The organism is Geomicrobium sp. JCM 19055 (assembly GCF_000698185.1).
Lineage (GTDB): Bacteria > Bacillota > Bacilli > Bacillales > Marinococcaceae > Geomicrobium_A > Geomicrobium_A sediminis.
Window position 1 is genome coordinate 25,645 of sequence record NZ_BAXL01000020.1, and the last position, 20,173, is coordinate 45,817.

Below are 20,173 nucleotides of genomic sequence, written 5' to 3' on the forward strand. Positions count from 1 at the left end.
GTAGGATAAGAATCATCCAATAACGAGGTGATTGATGATGAATAGACGTTTAATAAAGGCGATCGGGTTTGCGATTGTAGTTGGCGTCGTGACAGCAATCTTTACAGAGTTTCAATTAGGGAGCGTTCACGTGCTAGCAAGCTTCTCTGCGTTTCTTGGAACATTTATAGCTTGGGCTTTGGTATTGCCAATTGTCGAGCGACTTAGTAAAACGAAAGGCACTTCTAAGCACGAGTGATGAATTATCAATCAATCATAGTCAAATGCTTCATTTAGGTGTACCCTAATAGAAACGATTTTGAGTTTATTTGGGGAGGCGTGTGCTCGATGTCACACTTAGAAAATGTACTAGAACATAATCGCAACTTTGTTATCAATGAAGACTTTAAGACGTTTAATACGTCTAAGTTCCCTGATAAAAAGATTGTCATTTTAACGTGCATGGATACGAGACTTGTAGAAATGGTTCCACAAGCGATGAATGTTTCTCATGGGGATGCAGCGATCGTCAAAAACGCTGGCGCAGTTATTTCTCATCCGTTTGGAAGTATTATGCGAAGCATACTTGTAGCTATTAATAGCTTAGGAGCAGAGCAAGTCTATGTAGTCGGTCATCATGATTGTGGAATGGCGCAATTGCATCCGGATACGCTCATCGAACAATCTGGTGTATCTCAAGAGAAGATCGACGTCTTAAAAAAACGCTGGCATTGATTTAGATACGTGGCTCACTGGATTTGAACACGTTGAAGATAGTGTGAGAAACAGTGTCAAAATCATTAAAAACCATCCATTATTAGGAGATCATATTCCTGTTCACGGTCTCGTTATTCACCCTGAAACCGGCAAGTTAGATCTTGTTGTAAACGGGGAAGCTGCTCATTCTTAAAATCAAACGAAAAGTTTAAAAAAAGGCAACAACAAGTCGTAGTCTTGTTGTTGCCTTTTTATTTAGACTTGTTCATATAGGAAAGCAAGTGCTTCATCGTACAGCATTTCTGCTTCGTTTGTCGTCGCCACACCGCGAATCGTCGCTCGCCCATCTTGAAATAACATCACTTGACGATTTGCTTTACGAAGCATACAGACATCTGAAAACGGAAGGTAGGTCCATGAATGATTGCTACAACGATCTCGAGGAAGGTGCAAATTCTGAGCTTCTTTAGGACGAATATGAACGCCAGATGACGCACATAGCCACTGGATGTGTCGCTTCATTTGGCTTGTGCGTAATGTTGGGTACGTTCGTTCACCACTACACGTTTTACATGAAGGTTGTTTCAACGAGTGGACTTGAATATACCCCGCATCACTCTCCCATAAATCAAATTTGTACATGGATGGTTGAGCTTTGTCACCAGTTAGGATCTTCAAAGTGCTTGTTACTTGCTGGGCGGTAACCATTTGCACAGTCGTCCCGAGCACTCCGTGAGTGTCGCAATCTTCATCGTCTGTTAGAAAGGACTCAAGACAGCGAAAGCAAGGTCCGGACTGATTCGGAATAAATGGTAAGCTCAGACCATAACTTCCGGACAATCCACCATACACCCAGGGAATCCCCCATTTATAAGCGGCATCGTTAATGAGTAATCGTGTTTCAAAGTTATCAGTGCCGTCAATGATGACATCGACACCTTGCAGTAACTGTTGAATATTCTCGTTGTGAAGTGATTGAAAACACCCCGTGACCTTAACTTCGGAATTGACTTCTTGCAGTCGTTTTGTTGCTGCTTTAACTTTTGCTCGATGCGTTTTGGCATCAAGTTCAGTATAGAGGAGCTGTCGTTGTAAGTTATGCTCTTCTACGAAGTCCCCATCAACGAGGGTGAGCTCTCCGATTCCAGCACGAGCAAGCATTTCTGCGCTCATTGAACCGAGGGCACCAACACCCACAATGAGAACATGGCTTTCTCTAAGCCGCTTTTGTCCGAGTTGCCCGATCCCGTGGAATCGCTCTTGTTTCACATATTTGTTCATGAGTTTGCCCAGTTCTCCTGAGGACTACTTGCGGTTGCTACGTTACTTTTGGGGATTCTCCCTGCTTCATAACCTTCTCTACCCGCAAGGATGGCTAACCGCATCGCATTCGCCATTTTTACAGGATCAGTTGCTTTTGCCACAGCGCTGTTTAGGAGGATTCCGTCTGCGCCGTATTGCATCGCTTCACAAGCGTCGTGCGGAGCGCCAATGCCGGCGTCAACGATGACCGGTACTTTGGATTGTTCAATGATAAGTTGAAGGTTATACGGATTAACAATGCCAAGACCACTTCCAATTGGTGAAGCGCCAGGCATAATCGCGTGCGCTCCAAGTGCTTCTGCTTCCTTTGCGAGCATCGGGTCATCAGAGAGATAAGGGAGCACAGTAAACCCTTCATTTAAAAGAATTTCTGTAGCTTTTAATGTCTCAACAGGGTTAGGGAGTAATGTTGGTGGATCTCCAATTACTTCGACTTTGATCATGTCGCAAATTCCTGATGAACGTGCAAGGCGAGCAAGCCGAACGGCTTCGTCGGCAGTTTTTGCACCTGCCGTATTCGGTAATAATGTGAATTCCTCGCGAGACAAGTGTTCAATCGGATCCGGACCGATATTGTCTAGGTCAATGCGACTTAAAGCGAACGTGAGGACATTGGTTTTTGAAGCAATCACTGCTTCTCGTTGTGTTTGTGCGTCTTCGTATTTTCCTGTGCCTAGTAATAATCGAGATTCAAATGAGTAGTTTCCAATGTGTAACATCTTGTTATCCTCCTCCTACAAATCGAACAATTTCAATTTTGTCGCCAGATTCTAATTGAATTTGGCCTTGTTGGTCGGCGGTAAGTGCTACGCCGTTGTGTTCAATCATGACGTTCGTCGTTAGCAAATTAAAATGACTACGCAATTCTTGAATACTTGATATTGAATCAGGTAAATTATGATTTTTCTGATTGATGATGATGTTCAATGTGCTCACCTGCCTTTATTGAAGTGAACGCATCATTTACTTCATTGCCTAATAAGCGTTCTGTGACACATTTTCCAGTGATTGGACCGAGTAAGATGCCATTACGGTTATGTCCACCTACTAACCACACGCTGTGAAGTGTCGGGTGGGGCGATATGAAAGGGGAATCTACCGTGCTTTTCGGGCGTATTCCAGACCACATTGCTGTGATCTCGCTATCTCTAAGATCAGGTAAAAAAGCTTGGGTGTTCGTGAGTAATTCCAAGACACCATTTACGGAAATCGTCGTATCTTCACTATGCGTTGACGTTGCACCGAGTAGCCATTCACCATCTTGTTTTGGCACAGCGTACCAGCCATTGTAAAAGATCGTTTGTTGACTTAACTGTCGTCGAGGTCGTACTTTGATGATTTCTCCTTTAACGGGCGTTACAGGCCAAGGGGTATTTGCAATTGATTCGTGGCCTGTTGCAATCACGATCTGTTCGCCATAAAGTGTATCGGTACGTGTCGTCACACGGTTTGACGAGACGGAAGTAGCTGTCGTATAAGGGAATACGTCTACACCTAATTCATATAATGAGTGTTCAAAGGCTCGTGCGACCTGTTTCGGCTGAACGTGAACTTCATTTGGGAAATACAAACCTGCACAAGCTTCTTTAGTGACGGCAGGTGCAAGAATTTGCAGAGACTGTCGGTCTAGCAATTCAGCACGATCACCATGTTGCACTTGCCAAGGTTGAATATCAGACAATTGTTTGTGCTCAGAATGCGTGAACGCAAGTTTAATGGCACCAGAAGAAGTCCAATCAAGAGAGGTCGTCTGATATTCTAGAAGCTCATTGGTAAGTGTCTTATAAAGTGCGATGCTTTCTTTAGCCAAATGATAGAGCGGATTCGGCGAACGAAATTCAGCTTGAATACCGAGCATGCCTGCTGCCTTCGACGTTGTTCCGCTGCCTGGGGTGGAGCGATCTAGAACTGCGACGCGTAAACCAGCCTTGGCACTATAAAATGCTGTGCAAAGACCGACAATCCCAGCTCCAATAATGATGACGTCATACGATCGTTGGTTCATTATTGATCACCTTTCGTAAATTGACGTGCAGTTGTTTTTGGAGAATTTGATTGCCAGATTGCAGACATGACTGCAACCCCATGTGCACCTGCTTCAAGGCATTGAGTGGCGTTATGAGTCGTCACGCCTCCAATCGCGTAAACGGGCACCAATCCATTGGATGCAATGTTTTGTAAAAAATCTAGCCCTCGTCCAGGTGTGTCTTGTTTGCTAGGTGTATCAAAAATATGCCCTGCGTATACATAATCAGCCCCTTGATCTTCGCAGTATTGCGCGGCATCTAAATCATGGACTGAAGCACCAATTGTCATGGTTGGGTGTGCTTTTTTTAAATCATGTAACTGGTCAAGCTGTGTTTCTTTAAGATGTATGCCACCTAACCCCCAAGCGATTGCCGCTTCTGTATGGTAGTTTAAGATCAGTTGTTGCTTCGTAAATCCAAGACGTAATAAGTGTTCAATTTGTTGGCGTAACCGTTGTAGTGATGCATGTTGATTGCGAACGTGAAGAAGTTCAACTTCTTTCGCGCATTGTTTGAGCGTACGTACTTGAATATGGAAGGGGATTTGTTCATCTGTAATCAGATGCCATTTCATGGTGATTTTCAACTCCTCAATACAAAAAAAGCCGCCCTTTGAGAAAAGGACGGCAGAATTGTCTTGTTGCGAACTCAAACAAAACACTGCATCATCTACTTTCCTCCGCTGGTATAAACCAGATCAGGTTCAAGAGTTTGAGTCTTCACTCATCTCAGCCCATAACATAAGGGCACCCCTAGTAGTTTTTTGTATAGTTATTGTATTGTCATCATAGCAATGCGTTTTGACCTCGTCAAGAACGTAAAAAACGAGAGCCACTCGGCTCTCGTTTCATTTACTCTATGGGTGCGTCTTGTTCACGCACTAAGACAATTTTCCCTGTCGTACGTTCCGTAGCACTGTCAAGATGCGCGTTCTTAGCACCATCAACTGTCATCGGATACGTGTGCGAGAGAACCGGATAGACGTCTTTTTTCGTTACGAATTCATGAAGACGTTTCATCTTATTCGGAGTCGGATTCATAAAGATATTATGAACTTGAATTAGTTTCTCTGTTTCAATTTTCTTCACGTCATCGTTTTGGCTACCGCCACCTGCGATGCTTACAGCAATACCGCCATTTTTCACATGGGAAATCGCTTTGTGATAAGGAGCACCACCAACCGCATCGAACAATACATCGAATTCTCCTTGAATGACTTCATTTTCATCATAGGCAACGACTTCATCTGCACCACGAGCGCTCGCAAATTCACGATTCTTAAAGCTTGATGTCGTTGTGACGTGTGCGCCGAGCGCTTTAGCCATTTGAATGGCGACGGTACCAACACCGCCACTTCCTCCTAAGATCAACACGCGTTGTCCAGCTTGAACGTTGGCAACATCAATTAACCCTTCCACACTCGTTAAGCCAACGAGTGGTAGAGAAGCTGCTTGTTCAAAAGAAAGTTCTTCTGGCTTTGGTTGTACGAGTGAAGAATCGACAACGATTTCTTCCGCATACGTCCCGTACTCAGTGAGCTCTGGACGGAAGTAAACCGCATCTCCTTCTGAAAATGTATCAACAGAAGCTCCAATTTCCGTAATAACTCCAGCGCCATCCCAACCGAGAATAAGTGGTGGTTGGAAATTCAACGCGTCTTTCAAGTAACCTTCACGTAATTTATAATCGATCGGGTTCACGCCACTTGCTCGTAGCGAGATGCGCACATCATTTGCGCCTATTGTAACGTCAGGTAGATCAACGACGGTAAGTTCACGTTCATCTCCGTAATGATTAATTCCAATGCCTTTCATGTGTAAAACCTCCTGTCCAACCTGCATTCCCGCTCATCTTGGTATTTACACGTCAATCATGAATTTCAGAAAAGATAATTATAAAGGGTATCTGCCGAGGAGGATAAGTAACTAATGCGAACTTTTATTACTTTTTATGGCACCGACAATGATTACAATAGTAGAGACAATTGAAAATACAATCCATACAGTTAGACCAGCCATTCCTATTCCTAAAGTGTCAGCACTACCCGCTGATAAAATGAAGATGAAGAAAATAGCTGTACCTACAACCATTAAGGAGATCCCGGAAATAATGAGTGTATAAGCATTATTTGTGATAAATAGTAGTGAAAAAAACAACGAGGGCTAAAATTAAAGAACTGATATAGATGAATTCACTCAAACTATTTGACAATCTTAACACCTCCGAAATTAAATCAAAAACAGCTACAGAATATTAATTTAAGTTTCGTTTATAGAGGTCGTAAAGAAGATAGTAGCTGTTAATTTATTTGGATGTATTTTGTTAGGAAGTTTTAATTCTAAGGGATTAGCAAATAATGAAGGGGCAATTTTTATAAGGGACATTTAGCGAACAAGTAAAAAAAACAGTTAGTCTTTAATAATCAACTTTCCATCAATATAACCATCTAAATGTTTTGAGGAAATCGATTGGAAACATACAAACTCTGGCCTTTCATAGACTGGATAATCACTATAACGTTGAATGGGGATCCTGCCATCCCAATACAACTCCAGTAGAGTTTCTAGAGGAAGTAGGCCGGCAGTGAAATCACCTTTTTTACCTTCGCCTAATTCAATAGAGATTGCTTCTTCATAATAATCTACAATTTGTTGGGCAGTATCTATGTTAAATACATAAACTTGATAGTCTTTAGCAGGGAACCTTAAATAGTGGGAAAATTGATGTGAAAACTGCTCTACTCTGAAAGATTTTTCAAAGTCTAACCGATAATCGGCTCCTCCTTTTTTTACTTCGTTAATAAGTGTTGGGTATAGAGAAGCGTACCCTTTCCCGTGCCAGATCGAAGCATTTTCTGAATTTAATCCGTTCTTTAATGCATGATGAATTTTCTTAGGCGTGGAGTCTCTGTCAGTATAAACATGATACAAATACATACTATTCCTCCTCGATTAAGAATGAACTAGTTCTCCTTTACACAATACCCCGGTTTGCTAATTATTAATGCGGTTATTCGATATGTCATCTATAAGGTTGATGGTAAAATAACCGGGGTATATGTTGAAAAAGGAATTAGTTTATTGAACTAAGGTGGGAATTATATGACTGTACACGAAGAAACGTTTGAAAAGCTGTTTAGAATGGAAGGTTTTTTTATGGATCGCATTTGGGTTATTAGTCATACCTATGCTTAGTTTATCAGGCTTTTTAATGATTAATATAGTTATACAATTAATCTTGGAAACGCTCCTTTTCCTAGTGCTGTCTGCGATTTTGTATATAAAGTGGTACAGAAACAAGTTATTAGCAAAGAAAGTCAGGTCAACTATTTTCATGGCAATCGCAATATTTTTCAGTGTGATGTTCTTAGCTGGAGTTGTATTGCTGTTCTCTGAACTAATTTCGTAACCTCAAACCGGTCTTTGAGGGAACATTACTAGCTTTTAAACCCCTACCTCGTTAATGTGTAGGGGTTTTTCAACGTTAAGTTCTAGTGCTGGGCTCCAATTTTATCAGTGCACCAAAATGTTGCGAAGCGGTTGTAAAAGCGATAAATGCACACAGCTCACTGATTTCCTTTTCGGAGAAAGATTCTTTTAAAACGTCAAAGGTTGAGTTCGGAATGCCTCCCCTTTGTTTCAAAAAGACTTCTGCAAATCCCACGGCAATAGAAGTTTTTTCATCGTATTCTAAGGGATCTGGTTTGCCTTTAGCTTTGCAATAGTCACAGCCGTTACTTTGAGCTAACGTTCTTCGTACTTGTTCCTTGAGTTTTGATGACAACCCTTCGAATGCCTCATCTAATTGGTTCCAACGTTCCATAATCTCTGGATTGTGTCCAAGCAGTCTTTGAAATGGAGTTTCTCCGAATGTTGATTGAGCAATTCTTGCCATTATTCATTCCCCCTTGCTATAGTCAAATTATAGTATAGTGAATAAAACGACTAGAATGAATTAAAATCATTAATAGTTTTGATAGTTTAATTTGTTAAATTAATGATTATAGGAGAGAAACGTTTAATATGAAAATTGACGATATTGACAGAAGGATCTTAGATGAATTACACAATAATAGTCGCTTATCTATGAGTGCGTTAGGGAGAAAAGTTAACCTATCTTCCCCATCTGTGACAGAACGAGTGAGGCAAATGGAATCATTCGGAGTGATCAAGAGGTATACGTTGGACGTGGATTATGAGAAATTGAAGTTGCCGATCCAATGCATGATTGAAGCAACGATAAAAAATGGCGATTATAAAGCATTTAAACGTTTTGTTGAAGAACTCCCCAACGTAGAATTCTGTTACCGAATTGCTGGGAATGCTTGTTATATGCTTAAAATGCAGTTCGAGACGTTTGCCACGCAGAACAATTTATTGATGAAGTTAGCCCAATTGCACAAACGGTTACTCATTTTATCTTTTCTGAAGTTGAGACGAATCAAGCATACAGTTCTTAAAGGCGAAGCTGATTTATTTGAGACAAGTTCATATAATGCCATTGACGAGAAAGCCCTATAAATGAGAAAGGGTGCTCTTATGAAACTAAACCAGTTGTATGTAGACATGGCATTTACTTCTATTGTTGTTAGTGTGTTGTATGCATTTTTTTGTAGGGATTCTGCAAGGTTATAGTGATGAGATCACTCTAGCTATACATGGTGAATGGATTCTGGATATAATCATTTCTTTTTTTTAGCATTGCATTAGTGACGATGTTTATCATCGCCCCCGCTAATTTTTTTGTGGCTAAATTAGGTAAGGTTAAAGGACCGATTGTTTTATCCATTGTAGCCGTCGTTCTCATCGTAGCGATCAGTATGCTTAACGCTGATTACGCGCCTTTGCTCTTCTTATTGTTAACACCCATATTCTGTGTAGCCTCTGCAATTTTAAGGTTACTAGTTTCAGTACTGAATTCTAAATGAATCAAAAACCTAAGGTGATCAATAACGCTAAAGTGAGTGATGGAGTAAGGATTATCCTTACTCCACCTTTCATTCTTGCTCAAACACTTTCTCACCACGATGCAATCGCCATGCAATATCGGCAAAACGTGGCAGTTCTCTTGCGTCGGTGAGTGGGCAGCAACGTAGCGGGTTAAAGCGATGAGAAGGGTATCTTTGGCTTCTTTTGCAAATGAAACATCTTGTTTGTCCCACTTGTCGTATTCAAAACATGCGGCTTCGTACATTTGCAGTGTATGGAACTTTGCGTCTTCACGGAGCATCGCTTCTCCAATTGCTGCGAAGAGCGGACATACATCACTGTGTTGATGGGCGTAGCTTAATGCCCAAGATGCTGCAGTGTCGACCGGTTGTTGCGTGTCAAAAAGGTCTAAGAAGTGGTCAAGTTGGTCGTTTTCTAGCCGCACTGGTTTCGGTCGTTTGGCAGCAGGAATGTTTAAGAAGGAATCAAGTGAGAGACTGACGACAGTATGCATCAATGCCCGAATAAGAGTCGGATCTTCAGATCTTAACGAAGACGCATGTACAGCATGGGCATGGGAGAACGTATGCAATACGGTGTTCCAATCATCAAAGTCATTTTGTGTACTAAAATGAACGATGCGCGTTGCTGCTGCTAACGTAATAATCTGTGCTAGTTTGGTTAACGGGACGCCTTGAATATAGTAATTTTTAAGCGCATCGATGGAACTTCCATCTTGGGCCTGTAGTAATGTTGCTAAAAAGTCTGCTTCATCAAAGGTTGAATTATCGTTTAAGGTCCTGTTTCAATTTCTTTAAGTGCGGTTTCAACGTGTTCATAATAATCGATGGGTGCGCGCCAACGGGATTTTTCTTCGCTTCGTTCTGCGCTTGTTGCAATGATTGGTAATGACGCCAAAATGTCGGAATGATACTCAGCGTCACACAGTTCTAATGCTTCAAAGGCTTTATTATGAAAATCAAGTACGTGCCCGTCATCCATATAATAATGTTCAGTTACTGCTCGGAATACGAGTTGTGACAATGCTTTTTTTGATAATGCTTTTTCAGCGGAAAGCAAGATTCGTTCTGCACCTTCAGGATCTCGGACGTTAATACAATCGGTGTACCAGACATACCAGCGTTCGTTCGTCTCGGCTTCTGTTGTTAATGGGGAAAGTTTTCGCTTTGGTTTAGTATTTGACGCGTCTTCTGCAACCATAACGAGCGCTTGGTATAACGCTTGAACTTGCACTCGTTGTGATAACTTCGGAAGTACATTTACCATCGCAATGAGTGTCGTTAACCCGCGCCCGAAGCCTGCATGACGAGAGGTTGTTCCGAAGTGGATCCCGGCATGTAAAATATCTTGAACGTGTTTCGTGTCATGGGTTAATAAGCCAACAATTCCTTTACCGATCAATAAGCTAAGGTTTTGCTCTAACCCTTTTTGTAGCTGATTTAAATGATAAGTCGTTACATCATCGGTTTTCCGAGAAACATCTACATAAACGATTCCGTCTTGAACGTCTACATCGTATTTGATTAAATCATCCGCCCAAGGTCGAGTGTTCCTCCGCTTGAAAGGTCGAAACGTGCGTGATGCCATTGGCACGTTAAGATTCCATTTTTAAGACTCCCCATATGTAAAGGAAATCCCATATGAGGACAACGATTATCGATGGCAAACACGTGATCTTCATGTAAAAAGACAGCGATCCCACCTTTAATAACTTTCACTCGATCTTTTTGTAACGCGGTCATCGTACAAGCTCTTTGCCAATTCATTTGTCATCCGCCTCCTTGATGTTCTCCTTTCATTATCTAAGGAAAGCAACGAGGTCACATCGTGCAGATGACTAAAAGAACACTACAAAAAAGGTCTTACATGAATGTAAGACCTAAGTCTGAATGTCGGTATACCATTGGTTTCTTAACGCAAGAATCGCAGCTTGCGTTCGGTCATGAACGTCAAGTTTGAGAAAATGTTCGTCATATGTGTTTTCACGGTTTTTTTCAGTAATAAATAAATCAGATGCGATTTCCTTGTTGCTTTTACCGAGTGTCACATGCCGCAAGATTTCCGCTTCACGTACGGTTAGTTGTGCAAACTTTGTTGAGTCATCGTCTTTTGCAACATGTGTCATAAGTTGCCGAGCCACTTGAGGGTGTAGCGCGTCATGAGTGTTGCCTAAAGCAACGTTTTGGATCGTTTGATACAGGTCGTCAGGGTCGATGTCTTTTAATTGGTATCCATCTGCACCTGCACGAATAGCAGGTATCACATGCTCTTTTTCGAGTGAACTCGTTAAGATGATGATCTTGCTTTCTGGGAGTAGTTGTTTTAATTGTTCTGTCGCTTCAATTCCATTTAGCTTTGGCATCATTACGTCCATGACAATGACGTCTGGCTTCGTTTGAAGGGCGAGTGAACAGGCTTGTTCGCCATCATTTGCGACACCAATCACGTCAATATCACTCTTCGTTTCGAGAAAGAACCGCATTCCTTTTAATACGACATTATGATCATCCACGAGTAAAACAGTCGTTTTCAATACAAGCAACCTCCTTATGAAGTTGGACTTCAACTTTTGTACCTTTATTTGTTGGACTATCTACGGACAACGTAGCGCCAATTTGCACCGCACGTTCTTGCATGCTTTTCATTCCGAACCGTCCAGGGATCGTAAGGGCACCACCAACTCCCTCATCTTCAATCGTTAATACTACAATTTCATCGTGTGTTTTCAATTCAATTTTAACCGTATTGCTCTCAGAATGTTTGTATGTGTTAAAAATCGCCTCTTGACCGATTTTAATGAAGGTTTGCTGAACCGGTTCGTTTATAGAAATACAAGCACATTGGACGTGAGGTTTTAGACCTAGACGTAACGCTTGCTTCTCTAATGCCTCGCATACCGAATCTTCTTCATGTTCAGGTCGAAGTTGCCAAATGAGACTTTGCATTTCAAAGAGTGCTTCTTGAGATAACGTGTTAATATCACTCGCAGCTTCTTGAATTGTAGGAACGTCTTTACTGAGTGATTCGACGCCTTTAGCAGTTAAAGAAAGGGCGAATAATTTTTGCTTTACGGAGTCGTGTAAGTCCCGTGCTAGCCGAGTTCGTTCTTGCGTGATGAGCATCTCACTTTGTTTATTGTATAGACGGATGCGTTCAACAGTCGCTCCAATTTGATAGGCAACAGATTCAAGTAAAAGTAGTTCATCGTTTCTGAATTCTCTCATGCCAGGCGTTGCTAAATTTAATAAGCCAACTTTTGCACCGCGAACGGTGAGTGGAACACTTGCATGATGGGTCAGACCTGATGTATCAGCGTTTGGGTTCATCTTCTTTGCATCGGTTAGTCGCGCACAGCGAATGGATTGCACCGCTTCTGTAAGACGATCCTCATTGTAGCGGTTGAGACAATAACAATCACTACAGCCTTGATCCATTCTCATGACTGTTTGTTCATGTTCATCTAAAGCAGGTGGAAGTTGATGATGAGCAGCAAGTTCATACTGATTCTCATCATAGACGAGGAAAATCCAACCTGTCGTTAAATTCATCATTTTCAAAAGTTTTTCTAAAGAACTTTGCAACGTTTCATAAATATCTGTACTTTGATTAAGCGTTTCAGAGATTTCACGTTGGGTGTTAAGCGCGAAATGATACGTTTCTGTTTGTTGGTCATGCATGAAAAATCAACTCCTGTATTTAGTTTAGATGAGGAATGAAGGGTTGAACAGTGTAATGTTTTAAGTAGGTATGGTTAGGGAAAAAGTTGGACACGTTGACAAAAGAGAAGATTAACGACTACAATCGCAGATGGATTAGGATTTATTGTCCTGATCTTAGATAAAGGATGAGTATGTGTGAACAACCAAGCTGTTGAATCAGAGATGTCTAGTTATGTCGGTAAATTATTGCGTGACCATTTCGGAAAAGGGCCTAGTTCTGTCTATGTCACATTAAAAGGCTCGATGTTTTCAATTCATTTACGAGAGTTTTTAGCACCAATGGAACGTGTGCTGTTGAAACAAGAGCGTGGATCAAAAGTTGAAGAATCCCGTGACATACTTATGGAAGAGATCCTACCAGAAATGAAAGCAATGATTCGGATTCAATGTGGTGTTCCTGTACAAGAGATTTTTTATGACTGGTCATTGGAGAACCGATCAGGAATTATTATTGGAACGGTAGATGTCCAACAGAAAGATACCGTTTATGAAGATTATGATCATAGAAAAGCAATCCACGAAGAAATTGCTACGATTAGTCGGATTGCTGAAAGACAGCCAGACAGAATCGATTCTTTTTATATGAATGATCGAACGCTCGTCGTCATTCGTTCTGGAATTCTCGTACGAATTGAGCAAGAATTGATTAAAGAAGGTATATTGAGCAATTAAAGCTAACGAAGCGAAAGCTCGAGAAAGGGCTTTTGCATCAAAGAGATTTTAAACAATGGCTCGGTCAATCCATTGAAGATATTTATGTGGATTGGGATTTTGATAGTGATCGTAGCTATATTGTTTTTGTTACCACAAAAAAATAACAGGTAGAAATGAGCCGGAAAGAAAGCCGGACATAAGCCAAAAAAAGGAGACACCGTCTCCTCTTTTTGGCTTTTTTTATTTTAGAGGGGATGAGAATTTGAAGTATTTAATCGACCATTCAAAAAAAGAGCATTCATCGCTCAATATTTGTAAGAGATGAGTGCCAGTTTCACAATAGCCCAATTGAAGGTAGGGAAGGAGCGTATGATGAAGATGAACTAAAGCAATGTCTTGATAAAGGATATGAATACTGTCCCTACTGCACGAAATAAACGGAACGACCCCTTGCGATGTGAAGTTCGCTGAGTCGCTATGCTATAATGTCAATTCGAGGTGAGTAGACTTATGGGAACAACAATTCAGATTAACGAAGAAGCGGTAAAATCAATTCGCAAAGGCAACTTTCTCATATATAAAACGTATTTCAGACCTGAAACGTATCACGTGAATGAAGGGGAACTTCTCACGTTTCAAGACGAACAAGGTCGGTTTGTCGGTCGAGGCTATTATGGCCAACAAAACATCGGTCACGGTTGGGTTTTAACGAAGGATGAACATACACAAATTAACGATGTGTTTTTTACAAATGCCCTTCAAAAAGCCTTCAACGACCGTAAGGTCATTCGCGAAGATGAACAGACGTCGGCTTTTCGACTGTTTAACGGCGAAGGGGATGGCATAGGTGGACTAACGATTGACGTTTATGCAGGGCATTGCGTTGTTACGTTTTATAGCAAGGGTATTTACACATTTAAATCAGAGATTATACGAGCGTTGCAAAAAGTCGTTGCACCAGTCGGCATCTATGAGAAAAAACGTTTTGCAACCGACGGTAAGTATGAGGGAGAAGATGACTTTGTAACTGGAGAGCGCGGGGAGTTCCCAATGCTCGTTCAAGAAAATGGCATGCACTTTGCGGTGAATTTAAACGACGGGCCGATGACAGGGGTTTTTCTTGACCAACGAGACGTTCGGAAGAAAATTCGCGACGAGTACGCATACGGAAAAGATGTTCTAAACTTGTTCTCTTATACGGGGGCATTTTCGGTGGCAGCAGCACTTGGAGGGGCGAAACAGACGACGAGTGTTGACTTAGCAAACCGTAGTCGAGCGAAAACGGAAGAACAGTTTCTCGTCAATGGGCTCCCAGTTGAAAACGAACGAATCATTGTCATGGACGTATTCAAATATTTCTCTTATGCTCTCAAAAAAGACTTATCATATGATCTTGTTGTCATCGACCCACCAAGCTTTGCGCGCTCAAAGAAGAAGACGTTTAGTGTTGCGAATGATTATAAAGGGCTTTTGCAAGAAGCAATCGCAATTACAAGAAGTGGTGGAACCATTGTTGCGTCAACAAACGCAGCGAATGTTCCGATGAATAAGTTCAAACGTTTTGTGGACCAAGCTTTTAAAGCAGAGAACTCGACGTTCACGATTGAAGAAGAGTTTGGATTACCCGATGATTTTAAAACGACCAATGCTTATGTGGAAGGAAGTTATTTAAAAGTATTGTTCATTCGAAAGCATTAAGAGTAAGATCATGAAGCACGATTGGCGGACATGTAGTGTATGCAGTGTCACCGTTAGTCGGCTTCTTTTGTATTCGGATCACGAACTAGGGAGGATAACGCGATGAACATTGTCACGAGTACACAGATTAATCATGAAAAACTAAACGGATTACATAAACGAATTTTTGACAGTGATAATGTCGTAGAGAAGTTTCGCTTCAAACCAGAGATTGTTGCAACGATGGCTTGGGACAAAGAAGAGCTTATTGGATATAAGCTTGGATACGCTCAAAATGAGTCTACGTTTTATAGTTGGTTAGGCGGTGTTCATCCAGAGAGACGAAAACAGGGAATTGGAGAACAATTGCTTTTGGCACAACACCGTGAATTAAAGAAGCGAGGGTTCACACACGTCGAAACGAAGACAATGAACCGGTGGCGCGACATGCTACTGCTTAACATTCGATCAGGATTTTGCATTACAGGAACACATACAAATGAATCGGACGATGTAATGATTATGTTGAGGAAGAGGTTGTGAGTGACCGTATTCCGGGGCTTAAAGGGGACTGACATGAATAATAAAGTATATATTTTTTTTGTTAATCGTTTTAGCATTGAACAGTCTAAGGTACGGCACATATTTACTGGAAGGTGCGACTAGTACTTATAACATAATGTTATTTCTAATCAATTTATGCAGTATTGTTGTTGTTATTTTCTCTAAACATAAGAGAGCACCAAAAACAATGAGTGACTAGTTGAATGCATATAATCGTTTCAATGTTTGTAGATTTGTTTCCCGCGATTGCGATTGAATTTCACACTAATCGTTAGGGATGATACTCTTTCAATAGGTGATCCTACATGTTCTTAAAGAAAATTAGCTTATTACGGACAAACATTTCTTCGTTTAATGAATTTCCTTTTTCAATACCAGTCATCAAAAATCTGCACGAGTTAAATATAGAGAAAAATATAACTTTTTTTTGTAGGGGAAAATGGTTCCGGGAAGTCTACATTGTTAGAGGCAATAGCGGACGTATGTGAATTTAATACGGCTGGCGGTGGGCGTAACAATAACTATGAGGTTCATGCTTCAAAAGCTGTATTAGGGGACTACATCAGACTTTCGTGGTTGCCTAAGGTGACAAACGGCTTTTTTTCTTCGTGCAGAATCCTTTTATCATTTTGCTTCTCACATTGATGATGTAGATGAAGTCGGCTTTCGAGATTATGGCGGACGTTCCCTTCATCATCAATCTCACGGAGAGTCATTTATATCTTTATTTCTCCATCGGTTTAAAGGGAAAGCCATTTACTTGTTGGATGAGCCAGAGGCAGCTTTATCACCGACAAGGCAACTATCCTTCTTAAGAATCATGCATGACTTGGTTCAAAAGGGCAATTCCCAATTCATCATCTCTACACATTCACCAATTTTATTAGGGTATCCTGATGCAGATATTCTATCATTTGATGACAATCACATTTCTAAGATTGAGTATGAAGAGACCGATCATTATCAAATTACAAAAGCATTTTTAGATAATAGAGAAAAGCTCCTTTCAGAATTATTCAGCGACAGTTAACGATAAAGGCTCGATCGCAAATGATCTAGTAAGAATAAACTACTTGATTTACAAGTTTATTTTTAATGAAAAAGCCCCACTCCTTTTGAGTGGGGGGACTGTCTCCTTATTCGAACCAGCTATCAACATAGTCTTGGTTGTTTTCAATCCAACGTTTAGCAGCTGCCTCGTCGTTTTCTTCTTCACTTTGATAGAGCAGTAGCTCAGACAATTGATCATCGTCAAAGTAGCTATTATTGATCCAATCAATCAGTTCTGGCTGCTCATCTTGCAGTCCGTTACGAGCGATATAGTAGATGTCATCGTCTTCACCGTAAGCGACATCTGGGTCTTCAAGGTACTTCAAGTCATACTCTCCAAATGTCCAATGTGGACTCCATAAGGTTACAACGATTGGTTCTTCATTGTTGTAAGCTGTATCAAGAGCGGACACCATCGCTTGCTCAGATGAAGTGAGAAGTTCAAAGTCATCGAGTCCGTAATGGTCCATCACATCGTCTTCGGTAATTTGTGTAAGAGAAGCGCCCCCGTCGATTCCAGTAATCGTCCCATCAAGCTCGTCAACGTAATCTTGCAAATCTTCAATGGTATTCAAGTCTTCCATATATTCAGGGACAACAAGGCCCATCTCAGTTCCTTCGTAGAGCACACCGTCTTCTTGAACATCAATGACTTCTGAGTCAAGTTGGACGTAAGCTTGGTCTGTAAAAGGCAACCACGGAGCAAAACCGAGGTCAAGTTCACCATTCTCAACACCTGAAAACAAGAAGGCTTTTTCAACTTGATTTAAGGTTACATCATATCCTTGCTCTTCAAGTAGAATTCCCCAAAGTGCGGAAATGACAGTGCTTTCTGCATAATTACTAAAGCCGATTGAAATGTCACCACTAGCACTCTCATCAGTAGCTTCTTCGTTCGAAGCGTTTTCATTTTCTTCTTGGTCTACTGAATCGTCTCCACATGCTGCAAGCAACATGATTGCCAGAGTCGAAGCTGTTAATACGTGAAATTTTTTTCATATGTAGTCTCTCCCCCTGTGATTTAGTATAGCATACTTAATTTTTATAACTTTTGTAACGGAGAGCCAACATAAATAAACGCCTGTCACGATCACCGTAACAAGCGTTTGTTTTGTTATAATTCTGTATCCATCCACTCATCAACAACATCCGCATAATCTTCCATCCATTGATCAACGGCATCTGATTCGTTACCTAGTTCACTCTGGAGACGAGTAAGTCAGAGAGTTGTTCATCTGTAAAGTGAATTTGGTTGAGGAATTCAATCAGCTCAGGCATTTCTGAATCTAATCCAGGACGCGTCATATAGTAAATATCATCGCCTTCGCCATACACTTGATCAGGGTCATCTAAATATTTCAGATCGTATTCCCCGAACGTCCAATGAGGCTCCATAACGTTACAACAATCGGTTCTTCGTTGTTGTATGCTGTATCAAGTGCTGTAATCATCGATTGTTCTGCAGATGTTTGGAGTGTGAAATCATCAAGCCCGTAGTGATCAAGTACTTCTTCTTCTGTAATTGCTGAGAGCGATGCACCAGGGTCAATGCCGATAATTTGTCCATTTAACTCCTCAACGTAGTTGTTCAAATCTTCGATGGTATGTATGTCTGTCATGTACTCCGGAACAACCAGCCCCATCTCGGTACCTTCATAAAGCAACCCTTCTTCATGAGTGTCGATGTTGTCAGAGTCGAAACTTAAGAATTGCTGATCCGTAAATGGTAACCAAGCAGAAATACCGAGGTCGATCTCATCATTTTCAAGTCCAGAGAATAAAAAAAGCTTTCTCTACTTGGGAAGTCGAAACGTCGTAGCCTTTCTCAGTAAGTAAGCGATCGAATAACTCAGCCTTAGCGATACTTTCTGCGTAGTTGTTAAATCCAATCAGGAGCTCTTCGCTGCTCGTTTCTGTTTCAGTGCTTTCTGTTGTTTCGTTTCCTTCATTGTCACCACATGCGCTTACGAGTGCAAGCGCCATTCCTGCTGTAATTAGTGCATAGCTTTTTTTCATTAAAGAACCTCTCTCTTATGTATTATTTTTCATATCCCCTAATCTGTTGATCATAAACCTTTACGCTTGTTTGTCAATGAAGTTTACGGTTCAATAGAGGAAGAAAATCGAAAGTGAGGTATACAAATGACCACTCACCTGGAATTTGTATCAGTGAGAAAAAGTCGGGGAGATTTTACGCTCACACTTCCTGACGTATCGATTAAACAAGGAGAAATCCTCGGAGTCATTGGGAATAACGGGGCAGGAAAGTCAACAATGATGCAACTTGTACTCGGTCTCATTACGACAAGCGAAGGGGAAATCAGGCGTTATCATGATGGGGTACACATTGAAGAAGTGGGTGTTTGGAAGAAAGAGATCGGCTTCGTTTTCGACGACTTGTTAATGTATGATGATATGAAACTCAAACGCCTCGGTAAATTCTTAAACGAGCAATATAACCATTGGGACCAACACCGTTATCTTGACATGTTAGCGCTCTACAATGTTGATCCGAATAAAAAGATAAAGAAGTTGTCGAGAGGAATGAAAATGAAAGCAGGCTTTGCGATGGCGCTTGCTCATCGACCGAAGTTAATCCTCTTGGATGAACCGACTGCAGGGCTCGATACGAAATCTCGACGACAAATGGTGCGGTTGTTAAAAGAAGCTCAATCAGAAGGAACGACGATCATTTTTTTCTTCGCATATTCTTTCTGACATGGAAGAGCTTGCGGAGACGGTTTGGTTAATGGATGAAGGAGTCGTTCTTGCTCACGGTCGAGTAGAAGAATTAAAAGAAGGCTTTTCTAAAGATGAGAATGGACGCATCATACCGACAGAAGAAGGCAATGACGAAGTGATTAGCTCGAAGATCTGCATGACTACTACTTAGGTGGTGAGCTTGATTGATTAGCGTCTTTAAATTAGAAGTGTGGTTGATGAGATCAGGCTTACCATTAATTATTATTATTCCGTTTGTTCTAGGTTTTTTTTAGTGTCGTTAACAATACGGTCAGTCCGTTGATCATCGTGTATGTGATGGTCATTGCTCTCATTCAAATGGAAGAGAAGAACCGTGTGAATCGGTTTATGTACTCGTTGCCGCTACGTCGATCGGAAATCTTCTATGCTAGGGTTTTATCATTGACCTTCTATGGTTCGCTCTGGCTAGTCTTCGAAAATGTGGCAAGACTAATTACAGGAGTAACTATTGATGGGTCGTATGTGTTTTACTTAGTATCTACCTTTGTCATGATTATGATTGTTTCTTCACTCATGGTTTCTGTGTCGAAAACGATGTCTCAAGGCATTCTGAGGTGGATTGTCTTGTTTGTCGTCTTTTTATTAGCCACTATGAGCATGACGTTCGTGACAGCCATTACGAGCATGTTCTTAGAAGATGTTATAGGGATAGTGCCTTTAATTGTATCAATCATTACTTTTATTGTAGGTGCCATTGTCTTTTTTTGTAGCTTCAATTGGTGGCATCGCTATTCATAAAAGACAAGATGTT

Annotated in this window: 23 protein-coding genes, 4 pseudogenes and 1 riboswitch; of the genes and pseudogenes, 11 read left to right on the forward strand and 16 right to left on the reverse strand. The window is 41.1% G+C overall.

All coding sequences use genetic code 11. From position 1 onward, the window contains the following. Positions 1 to 34: 34 nt before the first annotated feature. Together JCM19055_RS16865 and JCM19055_RS16870 are read left to right on the forward strand one after the other, a co-directional pair. A complete protein-coding gene (locus tag JCM19055_RS16865) occupies positions 35 to 238 on the forward strand; it encodes a hypothetical protein (RefSeq protein WP_152549947.1) in 204 nt (67 codons plus the stop codon). An 89-nt stretch (positions 239 to 327) separates the two neighbouring features. Then, a pseudogene (locus JCM19055_RS16870) lies at positions 328 to 889 on the forward strand (beta-class carbonic anhydrase). 62 nt (positions 890 to 951) lie between these two features. Here JCM19055_RS16870 and JCM19055_RS16875 read toward each other — a convergent pair. The 6 genes from JCM19055_RS16875 to JCM19055_RS16900 form a co-directional block, all read right to left on the reverse strand. After that, complete coding sequence (locus JCM19055_RS16875) at positions 952 to 1,977, reverse strand: ThiF family adenylyltransferase (protein ID WP_042360557.1); 1,026 nt, start codon at positions 1,975 to 1,977, stop codon at positions 952 to 954. Beyond that, a complete protein-coding gene (locus tag JCM19055_RS16880) occupies positions 1,974 to 2,738 on the reverse strand; it encodes a thiazole synthase (protein ID WP_042360558.1) in 765 nt (254 codons plus the stop codon). The genes JCM19055_RS16875 and JCM19055_RS16880 overlap by 4 nt, the downstream gene beginning before the upstream one ends. Before the next feature lie 4 nt (positions 2,739 to 2,742). Continuing rightward, positions 2,743 to 2,946 (reverse strand): sulfur carrier protein ThiS, encoded by a 204-nt coding sequence (gene thiS / locus JCM19055_RS16885; RefSeq protein WP_042360559.1) that lies wholly within the window; start codon positions 2,944 to 2,946, stop codon positions 2,743 to 2,745. After that, a complete protein-coding gene (gene thiO, locus JCM19055_RS16890) occupies positions 2,915 to 4,024 on the reverse strand; it encodes a glycine oxidase ThiO (RefSeq protein ID WP_042360560.1) in 1,110 nt (369 codons plus the stop codon). Before thiO ends, thiS begins: the two co-directional genes overlap by 32 nt. After that, a complete protein-coding gene (locus tag JCM19055_RS16895) occupies positions 4,024 to 4,620 on the reverse strand; it encodes a thiamine phosphate synthase (protein WP_042360561.1) in 597 nt (198 codons plus the stop codon). The genes thiO and JCM19055_RS16895 overlap by 1 nt, the downstream gene beginning before the upstream one ends. A gap of 83 nt (positions 4,621 to 4,703) precedes the next feature. Continuing rightward, positions 4,704 to 4,810: riboswitch (TPP riboswitch) on the reverse strand. 87 nt (positions 4,811 to 4,897) lie between these two features. Further along, entirely contained in the window at positions 4,898 to 5,860 is a 963-nt protein-coding gene (locus tag JCM19055_RS16900; RefSeq protein ID WP_042360562.1) for an NADP-dependent oxidoreductase, read from the reverse strand. A 136-nt stretch (positions 5,861 to 5,996) separates the two neighbouring features. Here JCM19055_RS16900 and JCM19055_RS30185 point away from each other — a divergent pair, with 136 nt between their 5' ends. Then, a complete protein-coding gene (locus JCM19055_RS30185) occupies positions 5,997 to 6,167 on the forward strand; it encodes a hypothetical protein (RefSeq protein WP_265182295.1) in 171 nt (56 codons plus the stop codon). Positions 6,168 to 6,454: 287 nt separating this feature from the next. On the opposite strand, the gene JCM19055_RS16905 is transcribed toward JCM19055_RS30185, so the two are convergent. Together JCM19055_RS16905 and JCM19055_RS16910 are read right to left on the reverse strand one after the other, a co-directional pair. Then, a complete protein-coding gene (locus tag JCM19055_RS16905; RefSeq protein WP_042360563.1) occupies positions 6,455 to 6,982 on the reverse strand; it encodes a hypothetical protein in 528 nt (175 codons plus the stop codon). A gap of 547 nt (positions 6,983 to 7,529) precedes the next feature. Further along, positions 7,530 to 7,940 (reverse strand): carboxymuconolactone decarboxylase family protein, encoded by a 411-nt coding sequence (locus JCM19055_RS16910; RefSeq protein ID WP_042360564.1) that lies wholly within the window; start codon positions 7,938 to 7,940, stop codon positions 7,530 to 7,532. Between the two features lie 128 nt (positions 7,941 to 8,068). Between JCM19055_RS16910 and JCM19055_RS16915 the strand changes: the two are divergent. Further along, positions 8,069 to 8,505 (forward strand): annotated as a pseudogene (locus tag JCM19055_RS16915) (Lrp/AsnC family transcriptional regulator). Positions 8,506 to 8,879: 374 nt separating this feature from the next. On the opposite strand, the gene JCM19055_RS24470 reads toward JCM19055_RS16915, so the two are convergent. The 5 genes from JCM19055_RS24470 to JCM19055_RS16930 form a co-directional block, all read right to left on the reverse strand. Next, on the reverse strand, positions 8,880 to 9,566 hold the full coding sequence (locus JCM19055_RS24470; protein WP_152549948.1) for a hypothetical protein: 687 nt from the start codon (positions 9,564 to 9,566) through the stop codon (positions 8,880 to 8,882). A 200-nt stretch (positions 9,567 to 9,766) separates the two neighbouring features. Beyond that, complete coding sequence (locus JCM19055_RS24475) at positions 9,767 to 10,582, reverse strand: hypothetical protein (protein ID WP_052366471.1); 816 nt, start codon at positions 10,580 to 10,582, stop codon at positions 9,767 to 9,769. After that, positions 10,519 to 10,761: a Rieske 2Fe-2S domain-containing protein gene (locus JCM19055_RS25775; protein WP_081833800.1), complete on the reverse strand. Its 243-nt coding sequence runs from the start codon at positions 10,759 to 10,761 to the stop codon at positions 10,519 to 10,521. The genes JCM19055_RS24475 and JCM19055_RS25775 overlap by 64 nt, the downstream gene beginning before the upstream one ends. Positions 10,762 to 10,874: 113 nt before the next feature. Continuing rightward, on the reverse strand, positions 10,875 to 11,528 hold the full coding sequence (locus JCM19055_RS16925) for a response regulator transcription factor (protein WP_081833801.1): 654 nt from the start codon (positions 11,526 to 11,528) through the stop codon (positions 10,875 to 10,877). Then, positions 11,500 to 12,672 (reverse strand): GAF domain-containing sensor histidine kinase, encoded by a 1,173-nt coding sequence (locus JCM19055_RS16930; RefSeq protein WP_042360565.1) that lies wholly within the window; start codon positions 12,670 to 12,672, stop codon positions 11,500 to 11,502. Before JCM19055_RS16930 ends, JCM19055_RS16925 begins: the two co-directional genes overlap by 29 nt. A gap of 177 nt (positions 12,673 to 12,849) precedes the next feature. On the opposite strand from JCM19055_RS16930, the gene JCM19055_RS16935 reads away from it, so the two are divergent. The 4 genes and pseudogenes from JCM19055_RS16935 to JCM19055_RS16950 all read left to right on the forward strand — a co-directional run bounded on the left by JCM19055_RS16935 (position 12,850) and on the right by JCM19055_RS16950 (position 16,639). Continuing rightward, a complete protein-coding gene (locus tag JCM19055_RS16935; protein ID WP_052366472.1) occupies positions 12,850 to 13,386 on the forward strand; it encodes a DUF2294 domain-containing protein in 537 nt (178 codons plus the stop codon). 492 nt (positions 13,387 to 13,878) lie between these two features. Continuing rightward, entirely contained in the window at positions 13,879 to 15,066 is a 1,188-nt protein-coding gene (locus tag JCM19055_RS16940; protein ID WP_042360566.1) for a class I SAM-dependent rRNA methyltransferase, read from the forward strand. Positions 15,067 to 15,168: 102 nt separating this feature from the next. After that, positions 15,169 to 15,588 carry a GNAT family N-acetyltransferase gene (locus JCM19055_RS16945; RefSeq protein ID WP_042360567.1) on the forward strand — a complete coding sequence of 140 codons (420 nt, stop codon included), beginning with the start codon at positions 15,169 to 15,171 and terminating at the stop codon, positions 15,586 to 15,588. A gap of 326 nt (positions 15,589 to 15,914) precedes the next feature. Next, positions 15,915 to 16,639, forward strand: a pseudogene (locus JCM19055_RS16950) (AAA family ATPase). Between the two features lie 106 nt (positions 16,640 to 16,745). On the opposite strand, the gene JCM19055_RS16955 reads toward JCM19055_RS16950, so the two are convergent. The 3 genes and pseudogenes from JCM19055_RS16955 to JCM19055_RS24485 form a co-directional block, all read right to left on the reverse strand. After that, positions 16,746 to 17,615, reverse strand: coding sequence for a glycine betaine ABC transporter substrate-binding protein (locus tag JCM19055_RS16955; protein WP_042360568.1), 870 nt, complete (start codon positions 17,613 to 17,615; stop codon positions 16,746 to 16,748). A 238-nt stretch (positions 17,616 to 17,853) separates the two neighbouring features. Further along, positions 17,854 to 18,413 (reverse strand): annotated as a pseudogene (locus JCM19055_RS24480) (glycine betaine ABC transporter substrate-binding protein). A gap of 10 nt (positions 18,414 to 18,423) precedes the next feature. After that, the gene (locus tag JCM19055_RS24485; RefSeq protein WP_052366474.1) at positions 18,424 to 18,675 is read right to left on the reverse strand and encodes a hypothetical protein; all 252 of its coding nucleotides are present in this window, start codon (positions 18,673 to 18,675) and stop codon (positions 18,424 to 18,426) included. 153 nt (positions 18,676 to 18,828) lie between these two features. On the opposite strand from JCM19055_RS24485, the gene JCM19055_RS16965 reads away from it, so the two are divergent. The 3 genes from JCM19055_RS16965 to JCM19055_RS16970 all read left to right on the forward strand — a co-directional run bounded on the left by JCM19055_RS16965 (position 18,829) and on the right by JCM19055_RS16970 (position 20,160). Continuing rightward, on the forward strand, positions 18,829 to 19,377 hold the full coding sequence (locus tag JCM19055_RS16965) for an ATP-binding cassette domain-containing protein (RefSeq protein WP_265182296.1): 549 nt from the start codon (positions 18,829 to 18,831) through the stop codon (positions 19,375 to 19,377). 1 nt (position 19,378) lies between these two features. Next, positions 19,379 to 19,552: a hypothetical protein gene (locus JCM19055_RS27585; RefSeq protein ID WP_193745482.1), complete on the forward strand. Its 174-nt coding sequence runs from the start codon at positions 19,379 to 19,381 to the stop codon at positions 19,550 to 19,552. Between the two features lie 128 nt (positions 19,553 to 19,680). Next, positions 19,681 to 20,160 carry a hypothetical protein gene (locus JCM19055_RS16970; protein WP_152549949.1) on the forward strand — a complete coding sequence of 160 codons (480 nt, stop codon included), beginning with the start codon at positions 19,681 to 19,683 and terminating at the stop codon, positions 20,158 to 20,160. Positions 20,161 to 20,173: the final 13 nt, after the last annotated feature.

What these genes read in the sequence shown, in the direction of transcription:
- JCM19055_RS25775 (WP_081833800.1), bottom strand. Translation starts at nt 10,761, where the DNA reads ATGAATTGGCAAAGAGCTTGTACGATGACCGCGTTACAAAAAGATCGA.
- JCM19055_RS16900 (WP_042360562.1), bottom strand. Translation starts at nt 5,860, where the DNA reads ATGAAAGGCATTGGAATTAATCATTACGGAGATGAACGTGAACTTACC.
- JCM19055_RS16940 (WP_042360566.1), top strand. Translation starts at nt 13,879, where the DNA reads ATGGGAACAACAATTCAGATTAACGAAGAAGCGGTAAAATCAATTCGC.
- JCM19055_RS30185 (WP_265182295.1), top strand. Translation starts at nt 5,997, where the DNA reads ATGGCACCGACAATGATTACAATAGTAGAGACAATTGAAAATACAATC.
- JCM19055_RS16880 (WP_042360558.1), bottom strand. Translation starts at nt 2,738, where the DNA reads ATGTTACACATTGGAAACTACTCATTTGAATCTCGATTATTACTAGGC.
- JCM19055_RS27585 (WP_193745482.1), top strand. Translation starts at nt 19,379, where the DNA reads ATGGAAGAGCTTGCGGAGACGGTTTGGTTAATGGATGAAGGAGTCGTT.
- JCM19055_RS16945 (WP_042360567.1), top strand. Translation starts at nt 15,169, where the DNA reads ATGAACATTGTCACGAGTACACAGATTAATCATGAAAAACTAAACGGA.
- JCM19055_RS16865 (WP_152549947.1), top strand. Translation starts at nt 35, where the DNA reads ATGATGAATAGACGTTTAATAAAGGCGATCGGGTTTGCGATTGTAGTT.
- JCM19055_RS16875 (WP_042360557.1), bottom strand. Translation starts at nt 1,977, where the DNA reads ATGAACAAATATGTGAAACAAGAGCGATTCCACGGGATCGGGCAACTC.
- JCM19055_RS16910 (WP_042360564.1), bottom strand. Translation starts at nt 7,940, where the DNA reads ATGGCAAGAATTGCTCAATCAACATTCGGAGAAACTCCATTTCAAAGA.
- thiO (WP_042360560.1), bottom strand. Translation starts at nt 4,024, where the DNA reads ATGAACCAACGATCGTATGACGTCATCATTATTGGAGCTGGGATTGTC.
- JCM19055_RS24485 (WP_052366474.1), bottom strand. Translation starts at nt 18,675, where the DNA reads ATGAAAAAAAGCTATGCACTAATTACAGCAGGAATGGCGCTTGCACTC.
- JCM19055_RS16930 (WP_042360565.1), bottom strand. Translation starts at nt 12,672, where the DNA reads ATGCATGACCAACAAACAGAAACGTATCATTTCGCGCTTAACACCCAA.
- JCM19055_RS24475 (WP_052366471.1), bottom strand. Translation starts at nt 10,582, where the DNA reads ATGGCATCACGCACGTTTCGACCTTTCAAGCGGAGGAACACTCGACCT.
- JCM19055_RS16895 (WP_042360561.1), bottom strand. Translation starts at nt 4,620, where the DNA reads ATGAAATGGCATCTGATTACAGATGAACAAATCCCCTTCCATATTCAA.
- JCM19055_RS16905 (WP_042360563.1), bottom strand. Translation starts at nt 6,982, where the DNA reads ATGTATTTGTATCATGTTTATACTGACAGAGACTCCACGCCTAAGAAA.
- JCM19055_RS16955 (WP_042360568.1), bottom strand. Translation starts at nt 17,615, where the DNA reads ATGTTGCTTGCAGCATGTGGAGACGATTCAGTAGACCAAGAAGAAAAT.